11 protein-coding genes are annotated in these 16,988 nt (G+C 67.7%); 2 read left to right on the top strand and 9 right to left on the bottom strand.

Annotated features, from left to right (window positions below; all coding sequences use genetic code 11):
• Positions 1-11 precede the first annotated feature (11 nt).
• From fusA to QFZ27_RS14895, 5 genes are all read right to left on the bottom strand, one after another.
• Complete coding sequence (gene fusA, locus QFZ27_RS14915) at positions 12-2,087, bottom strand: elongation factor G (protein ID WP_429227175.1); 2,076 nt, start codon at positions 2,085-2,087, stop codon at positions 12-14.
• A 27-nt stretch (positions 2,088-2,114) separates the two neighbouring features.
• Positions 2,115-2,585: a 30S ribosomal protein S7 gene (gene rpsG, locus QFZ27_RS14910; RefSeq protein ID WP_429227174.1), complete on the bottom strand. Its 471-nt coding sequence runs from the start codon at positions 2,583-2,585 to the stop codon at positions 2,115-2,117.
• Between the two features lie 11 nt (positions 2,586-2,596).
• Complete coding sequence (gene rpsL, locus QFZ27_RS14905) at positions 2,597-2,968, bottom strand: 30S ribosomal protein S12 (protein ID WP_026873043.1); 372 nt, start codon at positions 2,966-2,968, stop codon at positions 2,597-2,599.
• Between the two features lie 316 nt (positions 2,969-3,284).
• A complete protein-coding gene (locus tag QFZ27_RS14900; RefSeq protein ID WP_429227173.1) occupies positions 3,285-4,187 on the bottom strand; it encodes an RNA polymerase sigma-70 factor in 903 nt (300 codons plus the stop codon).
• Positions 4,188-4,254: 67 nt separating this feature from the next.
• Positions 4,255-5,337 carry a glycosyltransferase family 4 protein gene (locus QFZ27_RS14895; RefSeq protein ID WP_429227172.1) on the bottom strand — a complete coding sequence of 361 codons (1,083 nt, stop codon included), beginning with the start codon at positions 5,335-5,337 and terminating at the stop codon, positions 4,255-4,257.
• Between the two features lie 165 nt (positions 5,338-5,502).
• On the opposite strand from QFZ27_RS14895, the gene QFZ27_RS14890 reads away from it, so the two are divergent.
• Both QFZ27_RS14890 and QFZ27_RS14885 read left to right on the top strand, forming a co-directional pair.
• Positions 5,503-6,129, top strand: a complete 627-nt coding sequence (locus tag QFZ27_RS14890; protein ID WP_429227171.1) for a 2OG-Fe(II) oxygenase — start codon at positions 5,503-5,505, stop codon at positions 6,127-6,129.
• 76 nt (positions 6,130-6,205) lie between these two features.
• Positions 6,206-6,580 (top strand): hypothetical protein, encoded by a 375-nt coding sequence (locus tag QFZ27_RS14885; RefSeq protein ID WP_429227170.1) that lies wholly within the window; start codon positions 6,206-6,208, stop codon positions 6,578-6,580.
• 11 nt (positions 6,581-6,591) lie between these two features.
• Here the strand turns inward: QFZ27_RS14885 and QFZ27_RS14880 are convergent, their stop codons facing one another.
• The 4 genes from QFZ27_RS14880 to rpoB form a co-directional block, all read right to left on the bottom strand.
• Positions 6,592-6,912 (bottom strand): hypothetical protein, encoded by a 321-nt coding sequence (locus QFZ27_RS14880; RefSeq protein ID WP_429227169.1) that lies wholly within the window; start codon positions 6,910-6,912, stop codon positions 6,592-6,594.
• Positions 6,913-6,950: 38 nt separating this feature from the next.
• Positions 6,951-8,135, bottom strand: a complete 1,185-nt coding sequence (locus QFZ27_RS14875; protein WP_429227168.1) for a glycosyltransferase — start codon at positions 8,133-8,135, stop codon at positions 6,951-6,953.
• 174 nt (positions 8,136-8,309) lie between these two features.
• Positions 8,310-12,635: a DNA-directed RNA polymerase subunit beta' gene (gene rpoC, locus QFZ27_RS14870; RefSeq protein ID WP_429227167.1), complete on the bottom strand. Its 4,326-nt coding sequence runs from the start codon at positions 12,633-12,635 to the stop codon at positions 8,310-8,312.
• Positions 12,636-12,716: 81 nt separating this feature from the next.
• Positions 12,717-16,907 (bottom strand): DNA-directed RNA polymerase subunit beta, encoded by a 4,191-nt coding sequence (gene rpoB / locus QFZ27_RS14865; RefSeq protein ID WP_429227166.1) that lies wholly within the window; start codon positions 16,905-16,907, stop codon positions 12,717-12,719.
• Between the last annotated feature and the right edge of the window lie 81 nt (positions 16,908-16,988).

Raw genomic sequence — 16,988 nt, 5'->3', positions numbered from 1 at the left:
TTAAGCGCGCATCAAGCAAGCTTGGCGCGGACTTCGTCGGCGATCGCCTGGGGCACTTGCTCGTAATGATCGAAGTGCATCGAATACTGGGCGCGGCCCTGAGACATCGACCGCAGGGTGTTGACGTAGCCGAACATGTTGGCCAGCGGCACCATCGCCGCGATGACCTGGGCGTTGCCGCGGCTGTCCATGCCCTGGATCTGGCCGCGACGGCTGTTCAGGTCGCCGATGACGTCGCCCATGTAGTCCTCGGGCGTCACCACCTCGACCTTCATGATCGGCTCGAGCAGCGCCGGCCGTGCCTTCGGAATGCCCTCGCGGAACGCGGCGCGGGAGGCGATTTCGAAGGCCAGCACCGAGGAGTCGACGTCGTGATAGGCGCCGTCGATCAGCGAGGCCTTGAAGTCGATCACCGGGAAGCCGGCGATCACGCCGGTGTCCTTGGCCGAGTTCAGGCCCTTTTCCACGCCCGGGATGTATTCCCGAGGCACGGTGCCGCCGATGACCGAGCTTTCGAACTGGTAGCCCGACCCGGCCGGCAGCGGCTCGAACACCAGCTTGATGCGGGCGTACTGGCCGGAACCGCCGGTCTGCTTCTTGTGGGTGTAGTCGATCTCGGCCCGCTGGGTGATGGTCTCGCGATAGGCCACCTGCGGCGCGCCGACATTGGCGTCCACCTTGAACTCGCGCTTCATGCGGTCGACCAGGATCTCGAGATGGAGCTCGCCCATCCCCTTGATCACGGTCTGGCCGCTCTCAGGATCCACGGCGACGCGGAAGGACGGATCCTCCTGCGCCAGGCGCTGCAGCGCGGTCGACATCTTCTCCTGGTCGGCCTTCGACTTCGGCTCGACCGCGACCTCGATGACCGGCTCCGGGAACTCCATGCGCTCGAGCACGATCGGCTTGGCCGGATCGCACAGGGTGTCGCCCGTCGTGGTGTTCTTCAAGCCGACCAGAGCGACGATGTCGCCGGCGCTGGCCTCCTTGATCTCCTCGCGGTTGTTCGCATGCATCAGCAGCATGCGGCCCACCCGCTCCTTCTGGTTCTTGACCGAGTTCTGGACGTAGGAGCCGGCCAGCAGCGTGCCCGAATAGATGCGGGCGAAGGTCAGCGAGCCGACGAACGGGTCGGTCATGATCTTGAAGGCGAGAGCCGAGAACGGCGCCTCGTCATTGGTCGGCCGGGTGTCCGGCTCGTCCGAATCGACCTTGTGGCCCTCGACCTGGGCGACGTCGAGCGGCGACGGCAGGAAGTCGACCACGGCGTCGAGCAGGGTCTGCACGCCCTTGTTCTTGAAGGCGGAGCCGCAGAGCACCGGCACGAACTTGAACGCCAGCGTGCCCTTGCGGATGCAGGCGCGCAGCTGGTCCGGAGTCGGCTCGGTGCCTTCGAGATAGGCCTCCATCACCGTGTCGTCCATCTCGACCGCGGTGTCGAGCAGGGTCTGGCGGTATTCGGCCGCCTTCTCCTTCAGGTCGTCCGGGATCTCGGCGATGTGGAAGTTGGCGCCGAGGCTGTCGTCCTCCCAGATCACCGCCCGGTTCTCGACCAGGTCGACGATGCCGGCATACTCGCTTTCGACGCCGATCGGCATGTTCAGCACCAGGGGCACCGCGCCCAGCCGGTCCTTGATCATGTCGACGCAGCGATAGAAGTTGGCGCCGATCCGATCCATCTTGTTGACGAAGCAGATCCGCGGAACCTTGTACTTGTCGGCCTGGCGCCAGACGGTCTCGGACTGCGGCTCGACGCCCGCCACCGAATCGAACACCGTCACCGCACCATCGAGCACGCGCAGGGACCGCTCGACCTCGATGGTGAAGTCGACGTGGCCCGGCGTGTCGATGATGTTGACGCGATAGTCGCGCCAGAAGGCGGTGGTCGCAGCCGAGGTGATGGTGATGCCGCGCTCCTGCTCCTGCTCCATCCAGTCCATCGTCGCCGTGCCTTCATGCACTTCGCCGATCTTGTACGACTTTCCGGTGTAGTAGAGGATTCGCTCGGTCGTGGTCGTCTTACCGGCATCGATGTGCGCCATGATGCCGATGTTGCGGTATTTCTCGATCGCGTGGCTACGCGGCATGATCAGTCTCTCGGGCCGGAGGCTGGGTTACCAGCGGTAGTGCGAGAACGCCTTGTTGGCGTCCGCCATCTTGTGCGTGTCTTCGCGCTTCTTCACCGCGGCGCCCCGCTGGTTGGAGGCGTCCATCAGCTCATTCGAGAGGCGGTCGACCATGGTGGTCTCGGAACGCTTGCGCGCCGCCGCGATCAGCCAGCGGATGGCCAGGGCCTGGCCACGCTCGGCGCGGACTTCGACCGGCACCTGGTAGGTGGCGCCGCCGACGCGGCGCGAGCGGACCTCGACATGCGGGCGGACATTCGCCAGCGCCTCGTGGAAGGCCACGATCGGGTCGGCCTTGGTGCGGGCCTGCAGCTTGTCGAGCGCGTCGTAGACGATCGTCTCGGTGGTCGACTTCTTGCCGTCGTACATGAGGTTGTTCATGAACTTCGACAGGATGACATCGCCGAATTTCGGGTCCGGCAGGATTTCACGCTTCTCGGCGCGATGGCGACGGGACATCTGTGACCTCCTTACTTCGGACGCTTCGCGCCGTACTTCGACCGGCGCTGGCGACGATCCTTGACACCCTGCGTATCGAGCGTGCCGCGAATGATGTGGTAGCGCACGCCCGGCAAGTCCTTGACGCGGCCGCCGCGGATCATGACGACCGAGTGCTCCTGCAGGTTGTGGCCTTCACCCGGGATGTAGCTGGTGACCTCGAACCCGTTGGTGAGGCGCACGCGCGCCACCTTACGAAGCGCCGAGTTCGGCTTCTTCGGGGTCGTGGTGTAGACACGGGTGCAAACGCCACGCTTCTGCGGGCAGGCCTGGAGAGCCGGCACCTTGTTGCGCGCCCGCTGCGGCTGGCGCGGCTTACGGATCAACTGATTGATCGTCGGCATATCTGCCCTTCTTGGTTCTTCGACAAAAACGGCCCGGCAAAGCGGCCCACCCCTCCGGTCGCCACTGGCTTGACATCACAATCCGAGAGAAGGATGACGCAAACGATACAGGACCCCGAGGCGCCCACGCCTGCGGGGCCAACCGGAGTCCTTCGCTTGTCGCGGCTGCATCCCAGATGCATCCGCGGTCGTCTGTCTCTGCGGAAAGCGCGTCTAACCCGTCGCAAAACGGGTTACAGCCGGCTCCCGGAAAAGCGCGCGGACTATACGGATGCACCCCTGCCCCGTCAAGCCGCATCGATCGCCTGCGAAACGATCAGGCGCCGCCCTGCCCCGGCAGCGAAACCGAGCCCAGCTTGTCGGGGTTGCGGGTCCAGAACACGCCGGTGATTCCCTCGGGCCCGACGGCGACGCCGATGGTGCCCATCAGCTGATCGCCGTCCATCACCACATAGCCCTGCTGGCCGTTGATCCAGCGCGGCAGATAGGTGAATTCGCGGCCGAACTTGCGCCAGACGCCGTGCAGGAACTGGGCCACCCGCTCGCTGCCTTCGATCACGTTCATCGCCGCCCGGACCTTGCCGCCGCCGTCGCTGTACAGCTGGGCGTCGCGGGCCAGCAGCGCGGTCAGCTGCGCCAGGTCGCCGGAGCGCAGCGCGTCGTGGAAAGCGGTCAGCATCGCCTGGTGCCGCGGCTGCGGCACCGGCTCGGCGGCGAGGCCGCTGCCCTCGAGCTTGCGCCGGGCGCGGCTGACCAGCTGGCGGGTGGCGGCGTCGCTGCGGTCGAGTGCCGTCGCCACGGCGGCATGCTCCAGGCCGAAGACATGCTGCAGCAGATAGGCCGCGCGCTCCACCGGCGTCAGCTTCTCCAGCAGCAGCAGGAAGGCGGTGGTCAGCGTCTCGCTGCGCTCCAGCTCCTCGGCGGCGGAGGGAGCGGTCTCGGTCACCAGCGGCTCCGGCAGCCAGGGGCCGACATAGGTCTCGCGCCGGTGCCGGGCCGAGCGGAGCTGGTCGATGCACAGCCGGGTGCAGGCGGTGACCAGCCAGGCCCGGGCGTTGTCGACGGCACCGCGGTCGGCCGCCTGCCAGCGCAGCCAGGTCTCCTGCACCGCGTCCTCGGCGTCGGCGCGCGAGCCGAGCATGCGGTAGGCCAGGCCCCACAGAACCCTGCGGCTGGCTTCGAAGTCCGCGGCGTCGGAGCGGGCATGGGCGTGATCCATCTGCGTCTCGGGGGCGAAGGGCGACACGGACAAGACGGAACAGCCTCTGCAAATGTGACGTGGCAGCCTACACCCGCTCGGCCAGGTGCCGCGCGCGGATCTCGTCGAGCCCCGCGACGATGCTGCGGGCGTCGAAATGCGCCCTCGCCCGGGCCGGCCCAGCGAGCTGCAGCCGGCGGCGCAGCGCCGGGTCGCCGATCAGGGTCTCGGCGGCCGCCTGGATGGCCTCCGCCGTCACCTTCGGCAGGGTGACCGCGGTGTCGCCGGTGATCTCGCGCAAGCCACCGGTGCCGGAGCAGATCAGCGCGGCGCCCCAGGTCAGCGCCTCCAGCGCGGTGCGGCCGAACGGCTCCTCATAGACCGAGGGCACCGAGGCGATGGCGGCGCGGCGGACCCAGCCCATGACCTCGTCATGCGGCATGAAGGGCAGGAACTGCGCCCGGTCGCCGGCCTCGGCCAGGGTGGCCTTGACCTGCTCGACGAAGGCCGGGTCGCGGCCGCGGCCGATCATCACCGCCCGCCAGTCCGGATGCGCCGCCAGCACCGGCTTCATCGCCCGGGCGAATTCCAGCGGCCCCTTGTCCGGGATCACCCGCCCGACCTGGATGATGATGTTCTCCTTGGCCTCCGGCGGCGGTGCCGGCGCGTCCATGTCGAGACCGTTATAGACCACGTCGAGCGTGCCCTTGAACCAGGGCGCATGCGCCTGGAAGTGCCGGCGCAGCGCCTCGGACACGAAGACGAAGCCGGCGAAGCGGGAGACGGCGGCGCGATAGTGCAGCCGCCACAGCAGCCCCTTGTGGAAGCGGATGAAGTTGTGCCGGAAGTACAGCAGCGGCACCCGCGGCAGCGCCCGGACCAGGGCGGAGGCGGTCACCCGGTGGGCGTGCACCTCGATCAGCGATGGGTTCAGCGCCTTGATCTGCGGCAGCGCCCGCTTCATCCAGCGGCGATGCGGCTCCCCCTCCTGCAGCGGGATCGGATGGAAGCGGATGCCCGGGAAGGGCTCGCCCGCATCCTGCCCGACCACGACGATGTCCTGCGCGTAGCGGCTGAAGGTGACGGTGTCGCGCGCATAGAGATCGACCGGGCTGGCGCCGACGGCGCCGAACTTCATCTTGCGCGGCAGGACGATGACGATGGGACCCATGGCTACCTCCGGGCGCCTTTATGGCGACCCGCGACGGCCGATGCCAGGGTTCTCCCAAAGACACCCATGGGCCTGCGACCGCGCTGCGAGTTGATCGCATCCGGTCCCGGGCCTATTCTCCGCCGCAAGATCGCGCGGCCGGCCGCGCTTCAGGAGAACGGTGTGATGCTTCGCTACGATGTGCTCGAACAGGCGGCGGTGGACCGGACGCCGTTCCCGCATGTGATTTCCGGGGATGTGCTGCCGGAGGCGCGCCGCGCCGAGCTGGAGAAGGATTTCCCCGATATCCCGATCACCGGCTTCGTGCCGCCGGACGAGTACCCGGCCGGGGCCGCGTTCAAGGAGCTGGTGTCGGACGTCACCAGCCGGGAATTCGCCACCATGCTGGGTGCCAAGTTCGGCCTCGACCTGGCGTCGAAGCCGACCCTGGTGACGGTGCGGAAATGGTCCGAGGCGGCGGCCGGGCGGCCGCACACCGACGGGGCGGACAAGATCGTCACTGCGCTGGTCTATCTGAACCGGGAGTGGGCCTCGAACGAAGGCTGCCTGCGCATCCTGACCAGCCAGGACATCAACAGCCCGGATGCCCGGGAAGTGGCGCCGACCTTCGGCAACTTCCTGGCCTTCCAGCGCTCCGACCATTCCTGGCACGGCCACCTGCCGTTCAAGGGTGAGCGCCGGGTGCTGCAGATCGCCTGGTGCGTGAACGAGGAGGCGATCGCCCGCAAGCGCAAGCGCCACGGCCAGTCGAGCTTCCTGAAGAAGCTGTTCTCCTTCGGCAAGAAGCATTGAGCGGAGCGGCCTGAACCCCATATCGCATCAGGGGCGCAGGCTGGCGGCCGGCCCCTCCGACCGACGGGAGACGGCCATGCATCCGATCCGCACCCTTGTCGTCGCCGGCTTCGTCCTGACCGGCTGCATCGCCGCGGCGCCGCCGGAGGCCGCGCCCGACCCGGCCGTGGCGGCGAAGCTGCGGCAGCTGTCCGGCGGCAATGCCTGCAGCGACCGGATCGCCGGGGCATTGACGGCGGCCGGGATCGCCGCCGACCGGATCACCGACTACGACCTGGCGCCAGCGGCGACGAGCGGCCGGCGCAGCGGGGGGACGCGGCGGAACCTGCAGCGCCAGGCCTGGCTCAAGATGGCCGGCGGCGGCAGCGTCGTGGTCCAGTTCGAGCCGTCATCGTGCCGCATCGCCCTCGTCTACGCCCGCGACGGCGCAGTGCTGCCGAGGGCCGGCTGAGCCCGCGGCCCTCAGTCCTCTTTGTCGCTGCTGCCGATGATGCGCCCGGTCGAATCGTAGTGGATCGTCCGGTTGCCTTGTTGGCGGTCATAGCCGAGCGTGCGGCCAACGGAATCGTGGCGGAGGACGCGGGAGCCGTCCTGCCGGTCATATCCCGTCATCCGACCTGCGGAGTCGTAGTGGACGGTGCGTTTACCGTCCTGTCGCTCGTATCCGATCAGGCGGCCTGTCGAATCATACTCGGCCTGCCGCTGCGCCGACGCGGTCCCGGCCGTGAGAGGCCCCGAGAGCGCCGTAAGCACGCCGAGACCCAGGATCCATCGCTTCCGCATTCGCCCCTCCCGCACCACCCGAGCCGAGCCCGGCAGCTTCAACGGCTATCGCCGATTTGCGGCAATTCCGTGGTCCCGGCGGCAAGGCGCTCCAGCAACGGCACCGCCTCCGCCGGGTCCGGCATGGCGGCGATCTCCCGCGCCATCCGCGCCGCCGCCGACCGACAGGCCGGATCGGCCAGCACTGCCTGTGCGGCCTCGCGCACCGTCTCCGGCGAGCAGCCGACCGGGTCGAGCACCCGGGCGACGCCGAGCGCGGCGCAGCGCTCCGCATTGGCCGGCTGGTCCGCCCCGATCGGCAGCAGGACCATCGGCACGCCATGCGCCAGCGCCCCGATCACGCCGCCCGACCCGGCCTGCGAGACCATCAGGCTGCAACGGGGCAGCAGCTGTGATTGCGGCACGTAGCGCTCGATCCGGACATGCGCCGGCTGCGGGCCGAACGCCGCCGGGTCGATCTCGCGTCCGGTGGTCACCACCAGGGTGACCGGCAGGTCGCGCAACCCGGCGATCATCCGCTCGAGCAGGTCCCCGGCTTCGAGATGGAACACGGTGCCGAGCGTGGCGTAGACGACCGGCCGATCCGTCGGCAGAGCCGCGAGCCAGGCCGGCACCTCCGCCACGGCCTCGCCGACCGACGGGCGGATCAGCCGCGCCGTCGCCGGCAGCGGGTAGGCCGGGTCGCGGAACGACAGCGGCACCGGCGACAGCACCAGGTGCCGGCGCAGCATCGCCAGATCCGGATCGGGGCCGAGGCCGTGCTCCGCCCGCAGCGCGTCGAGCGGCGCCGCCACCAGATCGGGCCGGACCAGGGCGCCGGCGGCGATCACCAGCACCGAGGCATGGGGCAGGCCGAGGCGCTCGGCCGCGACCATGGCGCCGAAATCCATCTCGTCGCAGACCAGCAGGTCCGGCCGCCAGCGGCCGCACAGATCGAGCAGCGCGGCCGCCCGGTCGCGCGCCACCCGGCCGGCAAAGCCGTCGCGCACCGCCCGGTCCTCCCGCGCGGCGTCGAAGGCGAGCAGCGGCGTGCGGACCGGGGCCGAGCGCAGCGTCATTCCGCCGGTGGCGAAGGCGGTGAAGCCGGCGGCCTCGACCGTTTCGGTCATCGCCGGCTGCCCGGCGAAGGCGACATCGTGGCCGGCCGCCGTCACGGCTCGCGCGAGCGGCACCAGCGGCTGGAAGTGTCCATTGCCGCCCGCGAAGCTGAACAGGACCCGCATCGCTCTCCCTGCCCCCTTCTGTCATTGCCGGGCTTGACCCGGCAATCCAGTGGGTTTCGACATCCTCTGGATGCCCGGGTCAAGCCCGGGCATGACAGGAGAGAGCGCGGGATACTGGCAAAGAAAAACCCCCGCCGGCGGACCGGAGGGGGTTTCTTTGGAGTTAGCCTCGGATCAGGCGGCGGCTTCGCCCGATGGCAGGGCCGGCTCGCCGTCCTGCTCCTCGTGCTGCAGCCGGGCGACCCGGTCGCGCTCGCCGGCGATCGCTCGCAGGCGGTTGACCACCGAGCCGGTGCCCGCCGGGATCAGGCGGCCGACGATGACGTTCTCCTTGAGGCCGGCCAGGTCGTCGACCTTGCCGGAGACCGCCGCCTCGGTGAGGACGCGGGTGGTCTCCTGGAACGAGGCCGCCGAGATGAACGACTTGGTCTGCAGCGAGGCCTTGGTGATGCCCTGGAGCACCGAGACGCCCTTGGCCGGTCGCAGGTTCTCGCGGATCGTCTTCTCGTTCTCTTCCTCGAAATCCTCGCGGTCGACCTGATCGCCGATCAGGAGGGTGGTGTCGCCCACCTCCGTCACCTCGATCTTCTGCAGCATCTGGCGGACGATCACTTCGATGTGCTTGTCGTTGATCTTCACGCCCTGGAGCCGGTAGACGTCCTGGATCTCGTTGACCAGGTAGTCCGCCAGCGCCTCGACGCCGAGGACCGACAGGATGTCGTGCGGCACCGGGTTGCCGTCCAGCAGCTGGTCGCCCTTGAGGACGTAGTCGCCTTCCTGCACCGAGATGTGCTTGCCCTTCGGAATGAGGTACTCGCGCTCCTCGCCCGACTCCTCATGCCGCACGACGATGCGCCGCTTGGTCTTGTAGTCCTTGCCGAACTCGACCCGGCCATCGAGGTCCGAAATGATGGCGTAGTCCTTCGGCTTGCGGGCCTCGAACAGTTCGGCGACGCGCGGCAGACCACCGGTGATGTCACGCGTCTTCGAGCCTTCGCGCGGGATACGGGCCATGACGTCGCCGGCCTGCACCTGCGCGCCGTTCTCGACCTGCAGGATGGCGTCGACCGAGAGGAAGTAGCGCGCCTCCAGGCCGTTCGGCAGGCGGATCACCTCGCCCTTCTCGTCGCGCAGGACGATGCGGGGCTTCAGCTGGTCGCCGCGCGGCTGCTGCCGCCAGTCGACCACCACCTTGGCCGAGATGCCGGTCTGCTCGTCGACGACCTCGCGGATCGAAACGCCTTCGACCAGGTCCATATAGGTCGCCGTGCCCGCCTTCTCGGTGATGATCGGCATGGTGTACGGATCCCACTCGGCCATCTTGCGGCCGCGCTCGATCTTCTCGCCGTCATCGACCAGCAGCTTGGCGCCGTAGGGCAGACGATGGCGCGCCTTTTCGCGGCCCTGCCCGTCGACGAGCTGCAGCTCGCAGTTCCGGCTCATCACCACCAGGACGCCCTGGCCGTTCTTCACCACGTTGCGGTTCTTGATCTGGACCTTGGCGTCGAACGCCGCCTCGATCGCAGACGCTTCCGCACCGCGCTGGGCCGCGCCGCCGATGTGGAACGTCCGCATCGTCAGCTGGGTGCCCGGCTCGCCGATCGACTGCGCCGCGATGACGCCGACGGCCTCGCCGATGTTCACCGTGGTGCCGCGGGCCAGGTCGCGGCCGTAGCACTTGCCGCAGATGCCGCCCTTGGTCTCGCAGGTCAGGGCCGACCGGATCAGCACCCGGTCGATGCCGGCGATCTCGACCGCCTCGACCAGCGCCTCGTCGATCAGCTCGCCCTGCTGGACCACGACCTCACCGGTCAGCGGGTGCAGCACCGCTTCGCCGGCGCAGCGGCCCAGGAGACGCTCGCCCAGCGGCACGATCACCTCGCCACCGTCGATCACGGCGCCGGTGGTGATGCCGTTCTTGGTGCCGCAATCCTCCTCGACCACCACGCAATCCTGGGCGACGTCGACCAGGCGGCGGGTGAGGTAGCCGGAGTTCGCGGTCTTCAAGGCGGTGTCGGCCAGGCCCTTGCGGGCGCCGTGCGTCGAGTTGAAGTACTCGAGAACGGTCAGGCCTTCCTTGAAGTTCGAGATGATCGGCGTCTCGATGATCGACCCGTCCGGCTTCGCCATCAGGCCGCGCATGCCGGCGAGCTGCCGGATCTGCGCTGCCGAACCGCGGGCGCCGGAATGGGCCATCATGTAGACCGAGTTCACCTGCCGGGTCGGGTCGGTGAGCGTGGCCTGAATCTCGGCCATCATCTCACGCGCCACCTCGTCGGTGGTGTTCGACCACACGTCGACCACCTTGTTGTACTTCTCGCCGCGGGTGATCAGGCCGTCGAGATACTGGTTCTCGTACTCCTTCACCAGCTGCGTCGCCTTGGCGATCAGCTCTTCCTTCGCCTTCGGGATGACCATGTCATCCTTGCCGAAGGAGATGCCGGCGCGGCAGGCATGGGCGAAGCCCAGGCCCATCAGCCGGTCGCAGAAGATCACCGTCTCCTTCTGGCCGCAGTGGCGGTAGACGATGTCGATGACGTTGGTGACGTCCTTCTTCGTCAACAGCCGGTTGACCTGGCTGAACGGCACCGCCGGGTGCCGCGGCAGGATCTCGGACAGCAGCATCCGGCCCGGCGTGGTGGTGACGCGCTGGATGATCTCCTGGCCGGTCTCGTCGACCGTCTTGAACCGGGTCTTGATCCGGCTGTGCATGCCGATCACGCCGGCCGCCATCGCCTGCTCCATCTCGCCGATCGAGGCGAAACGGGGGATCTGGTGGGCGGTCAGCTTGCCCGACTTCAGCTTCTCGAACACCGCCTTGATGTCGGTGGCGTCGACCACGTCCGCCGGCTTGGCCGGGTTCTGCAGGATGATGTCGTCATTGGTGATCGCGGAGGTCAGCGCCTCGATCCCGTCGATCGACAGCGCCGGGCCGAGCTTGTCGTTGCGCTCCATCGACAGGTAGTAGATGCCGAGGACGATGTCCTGCGACGGCACGATGATCGGCTTGCCGTTGGCCGGGCTGAGGATGTTGTTGGTCGACATCATCAGCACGCGGGCCTCGAGCTGGGCCTCGAGCGCCAGCGGCACGTGCACGGCCATCTGATCGCCGTCGAAATCGGCGTTGAAGGCGGTGCAGACCAGCGGGTGCAGCTGGATCGCCTTGCCCTCGATCAGGGTCGGCTCGAACGCCTGGATGCCCAGGCGGTGCAGCGTCGGGGCACGGTTCAGCAGGACCGGGTGCTCGCGGATGACCTCCTCGAGGATGTCCCAGACCTCCGGCCGCTCCTTCTCCACCATCCGCTTCGCGGCCTTGATGGTGGACGCCATGCCGTACAGTTCGAGCTTGTGGTAGATGAACGGCTTGAACAGCTCGAGCGCCATCTTCTTCGGCAGGCCGCACTGGTGGAGCTTCAGCTCCGGCCCGACGACGATGACCGAACGGCCCGAATAGTCGACGCGCTTGCCGAGCAGGTTCTGGCGGAACCGGCCCTGCTTGCCCTTCAGCATGTCGCTGATCGACTTCAGCGGGCGCTTGTTGGCGCCGGTGATGACGCGGCCGCGGCGGCCGTTGTCGAACAGCGCGTCGACCGCCTCCTGCAGCATGCGCTTCTCGTTGCGCACGATGATGTCGGGCGCGCGCAGCTCGATCAGCCGCTTCAGGCGGTTGTTGCGGTTGATGACGCGGCGATAGAGATCATTCAGGTCTGACGTGGCGAAGCGGCCGCCGTCCAGGGGGACGAGCGGGCGCAGCTCCGGCGGGATCACCGGAACGACGTCCAGCACCATCCACTCCGGATGCGAGCCGGATTCGAGGAAGGCGTCGATCAGCTTCAGCCGCTTGACCAGCTTCTTGCGCTTGGCCTCGGAGCCGGTCTCGCGCAGCTCCTCACGGACCTGCACCCGCTGCTCCTCCAGGTCCATGCCCGAAAGCATGCCCTTGAGGGCCTCGGCGCCGATCTTGGCGGTGAAGGAATCCTCGCCGTACTCGTCCTGGGCGCGAAGATACTCGTCCTCGGTGAGGAGCTGGTTCTTCTTCAGCGCGGTCAGGCCGGGCTCGACCACCACGAAGCTCTCGAAGTACAGGACCTTCTCGAGATCCTTGAGCGTCATGTCGACCATCAGGCCGATGCGCGACGGCAGCGACTTCAGGAACCAGATATGCGCCACCGGCGAGGCCAGCTCGATATGGCCCATGCGCTCGCGCCGGACCTTCGACAGCGTGACCTCGACGCCGCACTTCTCGCAGATGATGCCGCGGTACTTCATGCGCTTGTACTTGCCGCACAAGCACTCGTAATCCTTGATCGGACCGAAGATCCGGGCGCAGAACAGGCCGTCCCGCTCCGGCTTGAAGGTCCGGTAGTTGATCGTCTCGGGCTTCTTGATCTCGCCATAGGACCAGGAGCGGATGCGCTCCGGGCTGGCGATCTGGATCTTGATCTGGTCGAAGCTCTGCGGCGTCGAGACCTGGCCGACGAGATTCATCAACTCGTTCATGTACCTGCTCCCCCGGGGGTAGGGACGGACGTATAGGGTTCAACGACGGCCGATCCTGTCGGACCGGCCGCCGGAAACGGATCAGAAGCTGCGCTGCTCGAGCTCGACATTGAGGCCCAGCGACCGCAGTTCCTTCATCAGCACGTTGAAGGATTCGGGGATGCCGGCCTCGAAGTTGTCGTCGCCGCGGACGATCGCCTCGTAGACCTTGGTGCGGCCGGACACGTCGTCCGACTTCACCGTCAGCATCTCCTGCAGCGTGTACGCCGCGCCGTAGGCTTCGAGCGCCCACACCTCCATTTCGCCGAAGCGCTGGCCGCCGAACTGGGCCTTGCCGCCCAGCGGCTGCTGGGTGACCAGGCTGTACGGGCCGATTGACCGGGCGTGGATCTTGTCGTCCACCAGGTGATGCAGCTTCAGCATGTAGATGTAGCCGACGGTCACCTTGCGGGCGAACTGCTCGCCGGTGCGGCCGTCCTGCAGCGTCACCTGGCCCGAGGAGGCCAGGCCGGCCTTCTCCAGCATGTGGACGATGTCGTCCTCGCGGGCGCCGTCGAACACCGGCGTCGCCATCGGCACGCCCTTGCGGAGATTGCCGGCCATCTCGACCATCTCGTCCGTGGACATATCCTTGATGTCCTCGTCGTACTGGCCGCTGCCGTAGACGTCCTGCAGCTTGTCCTGCAGCACCTTCACCGTCTTGCCGGTGTCCTCGCCGCGCCTGGCCTGGGCCTGGTACTGGTCGACGACCTCGCCGATCTGGCGGCCGATGCCGGCCGCAGCCCAACCGAGATGGGTCTCCAGGATCTGGCCGACATTCATGCGGCTGGGCACGCCGAGCGGGTTGAGCACCAGGTCGACATGGGTGCCGTCCTCAAGATACGGCATGTCCTCGATCGGCATGATCTTGGACACGACGCCCTTGTTGCCGTGGCGGCCGGCCATCTTGTCGCCGGGCTGCAGCTTGCGCTTCACCGCGACGAAGATCTTGACCATCTTCATCACGCCGGGCGGCAGCTCGTCGCCGCGCTGCAGCTTCTCGACCTTGTTGTCGAACCGGGCCTCCAGCGCCTTCACCTGGTCGTCGAAGTGACGACCCATGGCCTCGATATCGGCCATGCGCGCCTCGTCGGCGATGGTGATCTGGCGCCACTGGCCGCGGCTGAAGTCCTTCAGATGCGCCTCGCCGATCTCGCCGCCGGTGGCGAAGCCCTTCGGACCGGAGACCGAGGTCTGCCCCAGCAGCAGCTCCTTCAGGCGGGCGAAGAAGCTGCGCTCCAGGATCGCGCGCTCGCTGTCGCGGTCCTTGGCCAGCCGCTCGATCTCGGCCCGCTCGATCGCCAACGCGCGCTCGTCCTTGTCAACGCCGCGGCGCGAGAACACCCGCACCTCGACGATCGTGCCGGTGACGCCCGGCGGCAGGCGCAGCGAGGTGTCGCGGACGTCGGACGCCTTCTCGCCGAAGATGGCGCGAAGCAGCTTCTCCTCCGGCGTCATCGGGCTCTCGCCCTTCGGCGTGACCTTGCCGACCAGGATGTCGCCCGGCTTCACCTCGGCGCCGATGTAGACGATGCCCGCCTCGTCGAGATGGCGCAGCGCCTCTTCACCGACATTCGGGATGTCGCGGGTGATCTCCTCCTGGCCGAGCTTGGTGTCGCGCGCCATCACCTCGAATTCCTCGATGTGGATCGAGGTGAAGACGTCGTCCTTGACGATGCGCTCGGAGATGAGGATCGAGTCCTCGAAGTTGTAGCCGTTCCAGGGCATGAAGGCGACGAGCACGTTGCGGCCGAGCGCGAGCTCGCCGAGCTCGGTCGACGGGCCGTCGGCGATGATGTCGCCCTTGGCCACGCGGTCGCCGACCTTCACCAGCGGCCGCTGGGTGATGCAGGTGCTCTGGTTCGAGCGCTGGAACTTCAGCAGGTTGTAGATGTCGACGGTCGAGACCGCGCCCTCGGTGTCGGTCACCCGCACCACGACGCGGGTGGCGTCGACCGTGTCGATCACGCCGGCGCGGCGGGCGACGATGGTGACGCCCGAGTCACGGGCGACCGTGCCCTCCATGCCGGTGCCGACCAAAGGCGCGTCGGCACGCACCAGCGGCACCGCCTGGCGCTGCATGTTCGAGCCCATCAGCGCGCGGTTGGCGTCGTCGTTCTCGAGGAACGGGATCAGCGCCGCGGCCACCGAGACGATCTGCTTCGGCGAGACGTCGACCAGGTCGATCGATTCCGGCTTCGACATGATGTAGTCGCCGCCCTGGCGGCACGACACGAGGTCGCCGACGAAGCGGCCTTCCGCGTCCAGCTCGGCATTCGCCTGAGCAATGGTGTAGCGGCTCTCCTCCATCGCCGAGAGGTAGATGACCTCGTTGGTGACGCGGCCGTCCGCCATCTTGCGGTAGGGGCTCTCGATGAAGCCGTACTTGTTCACCCGGGCATAGGTGGCGAGCGAGTTGATCAGGCCGATGTTCGGGCCTTCCGGCGTCTCGATCGGGCAGATCCGGCCGTAATGGGTCGGATGCACGTCGCGCACCTCGAAGCCCGCGCGCTCACGGGTCAGACCGCCCGGCCCGAGGGCCGAGAGGCGCCGCTTGTGCGTGATCTCGGACAGCGGGTTGGTCTGGTCCATGAACTGGCTGAGCTGCGAGGAGCCGAAGAACTCCCGCACCGCCGCCGCCGCCGGCTTCGCGTTGATCAGGTCGTGCGGCATGATCGTGTCGATGTCGACCGACGACATGCGCTCGCGGATCGCGCGCTCCATGCGCAGCAGACCGACGCGGTACTGGTTCTCCATCAGCTCGCCGACCGAGCGGACGCGGCGGTTGCCGAGGTTGTCGATGTCGTCGATCTCGCCGCGGCCGTCCTTCAGCCCGACCAGGATCTTGAGGATCTCGAGGACGTCGGTCTTGCGCAGGACGCGGAGCTGGTCGTCGGTCTCGAAGCCCAGGCGCGCGTTCATCTTCACCCGGCCGACGGCCGAGAGGTCGTAGCGCTCCTGGTCGAAGAACAGGCCGTTGAACAGCGCCTCGGCGCTCTCCAGCGTCGGCGGCTCGCCCGGGCGCATGACCCGGTAGATGTCGATCAGCGCATCCTCGCGGGAAGCATTGCGGTCGATCGCCAGGGTGCTGCGGACATACGGGCCGACATTGACGTGGTCGATGGCGAGCACGGTCAGGGTGTCGAAGCCCTTCTCCTCGAACAGGTCGAGAACGGCCTGGGTGACCTCGTCGCCGGCCTCGAAGAAGACCTCGCCGGTCTTCTCGTCGATCACGTCGCCGGCCAGGTAGCGGCCGGCCACGTCCTCGGCCGGAACCAGGATCTCGGTGACGCCCTGCTCAACCAGCTTCTTGATGACGCGCGGCGTCATCTTGGTGTCGACCGGGGCCACCACCTCGCCCGAGGCGGCGTCGACCAGGTCGGCCGTCAGCTTGACGCCCTTCAGCCGCTCCGCGTCGAAGGCGGTCTTCCAGCCGTCCTTGGCACGCGTGTAGGCGACGTCGTCGTAGAAGAAGCCGAGGATCTCCTCCCGGCTCATGCCCTGCGCCTCGTATGGCTGCAGGCCGCGGCCTTCCTTCGCCCGCGCCTGGCGCAGCGCGGCGGTCTCGGCCGAATCCAGCGCCATCAGCAGCGTCGTGGTCGGCAGCTTGCGACGGCGGTCGATGCGGACATACATGTGGTCCTTGGCATCGAACTCGAAGTCGAGCCAGGAGCCGCGATAGGGGATGACGCGGGCGGCGAACAGGTACTTGCCCGAGGAATGGGTCTTGCCGCGGTCATGGTCGAAGAACACGCCCGGGCTGCGGTGCATCTGGCTGACGATGACGCGCTCGGTGCCGTTGATGATGAAGGTGCCGTTCGCCGTCATGAGCGGCATGTCGCCCATGTAGACGTCCTGCTCCTTGATGTCGCGGATCGAGCGCAGGCCCGTATCCTCCTCGACATCGAACACGGTCAGGCGCAGCGTCACCTTGAGCGGCGCGGCGAAGGTCATGCCCCGCTGCTGGCACTCCTCGACGTCGTATTTCGGCTCTTCCAGCTCATACGAAACAAAATCGAGCTCGGCGCGTTCAGAGAAGTCCTTGATCGGGAACACCGACCGGAACACCTCCTGCAGGCCGACCACGGCCCGGGCCGCCGGCTTGATATTCATCTGCAGGAACTGATCGTAGGAGCTGCGCTGCACCTCGATCAGGTTTGGCATTTGGGCGACCTCGGGAATCCGCCCGAAACTCTTGCGGACGCGCTTACGGCCGGTGAAGGTCTGAGCCATGTGAGCCCCTCGTTTCCAACAAATGCCGAACAGGTACGGAACACAAACGCCCGTTCGCGGCCGACCCCGAGGGATCGGCCG

The organism is Inquilinus ginsengisoli (genome assembly GCF_050434925.1).
Classification (GTDB): domain Bacteria; phylum Pseudomonadota; class Alphaproteobacteria; order DSM-16000; family Inquilinaceae; genus Inquilinus; species Inquilinus ginsengisoli_B.
This window is presented reverse-complemented; position numbering and strand designations above follow the sequence as displayed.

Excerpts from the sequence above, each read along its gene's own strand:
- fusA (WP_429227175.1), bottom strand. The coding sequence starts at position 2,087 with ATGCCGCGTAGCCACGCGATCGAGAAATACCGCAACATCGGCATCATG.
- rpsG (WP_429227174.1), bottom strand. The coding sequence starts at position 2,585 with ATGTCCCGTCGCCATCGCGCCGAGAAGCGTGAAATCCTGCCGGACCCG.
- rpsL (WP_026873043.1), bottom strand. The coding sequence starts at position 2,968 with ATGCCGACGATCAATCAGTTGATCCGTAAGCCGCGCCAGCCGCAGCGG.
- QFZ27_RS14900 (WP_429227173.1), bottom strand. The coding sequence starts at position 4,187 with ATGGATCACGCCCATGCCCGCTCCGACGCCGCGGACTTCGAAGCCAGC.
- QFZ27_RS14895 (WP_429227172.1), bottom strand. The coding sequence starts at position 5,337 with ATGGGTCCCATCGTCATCGTCCTGCCGCGCAAGATGAAGTTCGGCGCC.
- QFZ27_RS14890 (WP_429227171.1), top strand. The coding sequence starts at position 5,503 with ATGCTTCGCTACGATGTGCTCGAACAGGCGGCGGTGGACCGGACGCCG.
- QFZ27_RS14885 (WP_429227170.1), top strand. The coding sequence starts at position 6,206 with ATGCATCCGATCCGCACCCTTGTCGTCGCCGGCTTCGTCCTGACCGGC.
- QFZ27_RS14880 (WP_429227169.1), bottom strand. The coding sequence starts at position 6,912 with ATGCGGAAGCGATGGATCCTGGGTCTCGGCGTGCTTACGGCGCTCTCG.
- QFZ27_RS14875 (WP_429227168.1), bottom strand. The coding sequence starts at position 8,135 with ATGCGGGTCCTGTTCAGCTTCGCGGGCGGCAATGGACACTTCCAGCCG.
- rpoC (WP_429227167.1), bottom strand. The coding sequence starts at position 12,635 with ATGAACGAGTTGATGAATCTCGTCGGCCAGGTCTCGACGCCGCAGAGC.
- rpoB (WP_429227166.1), bottom strand. The coding sequence starts at position 16,907 with ATGGCTCAGACCTTCACCGGCCGTAAGCGCGTCCGCAAGAGTTTCGGG.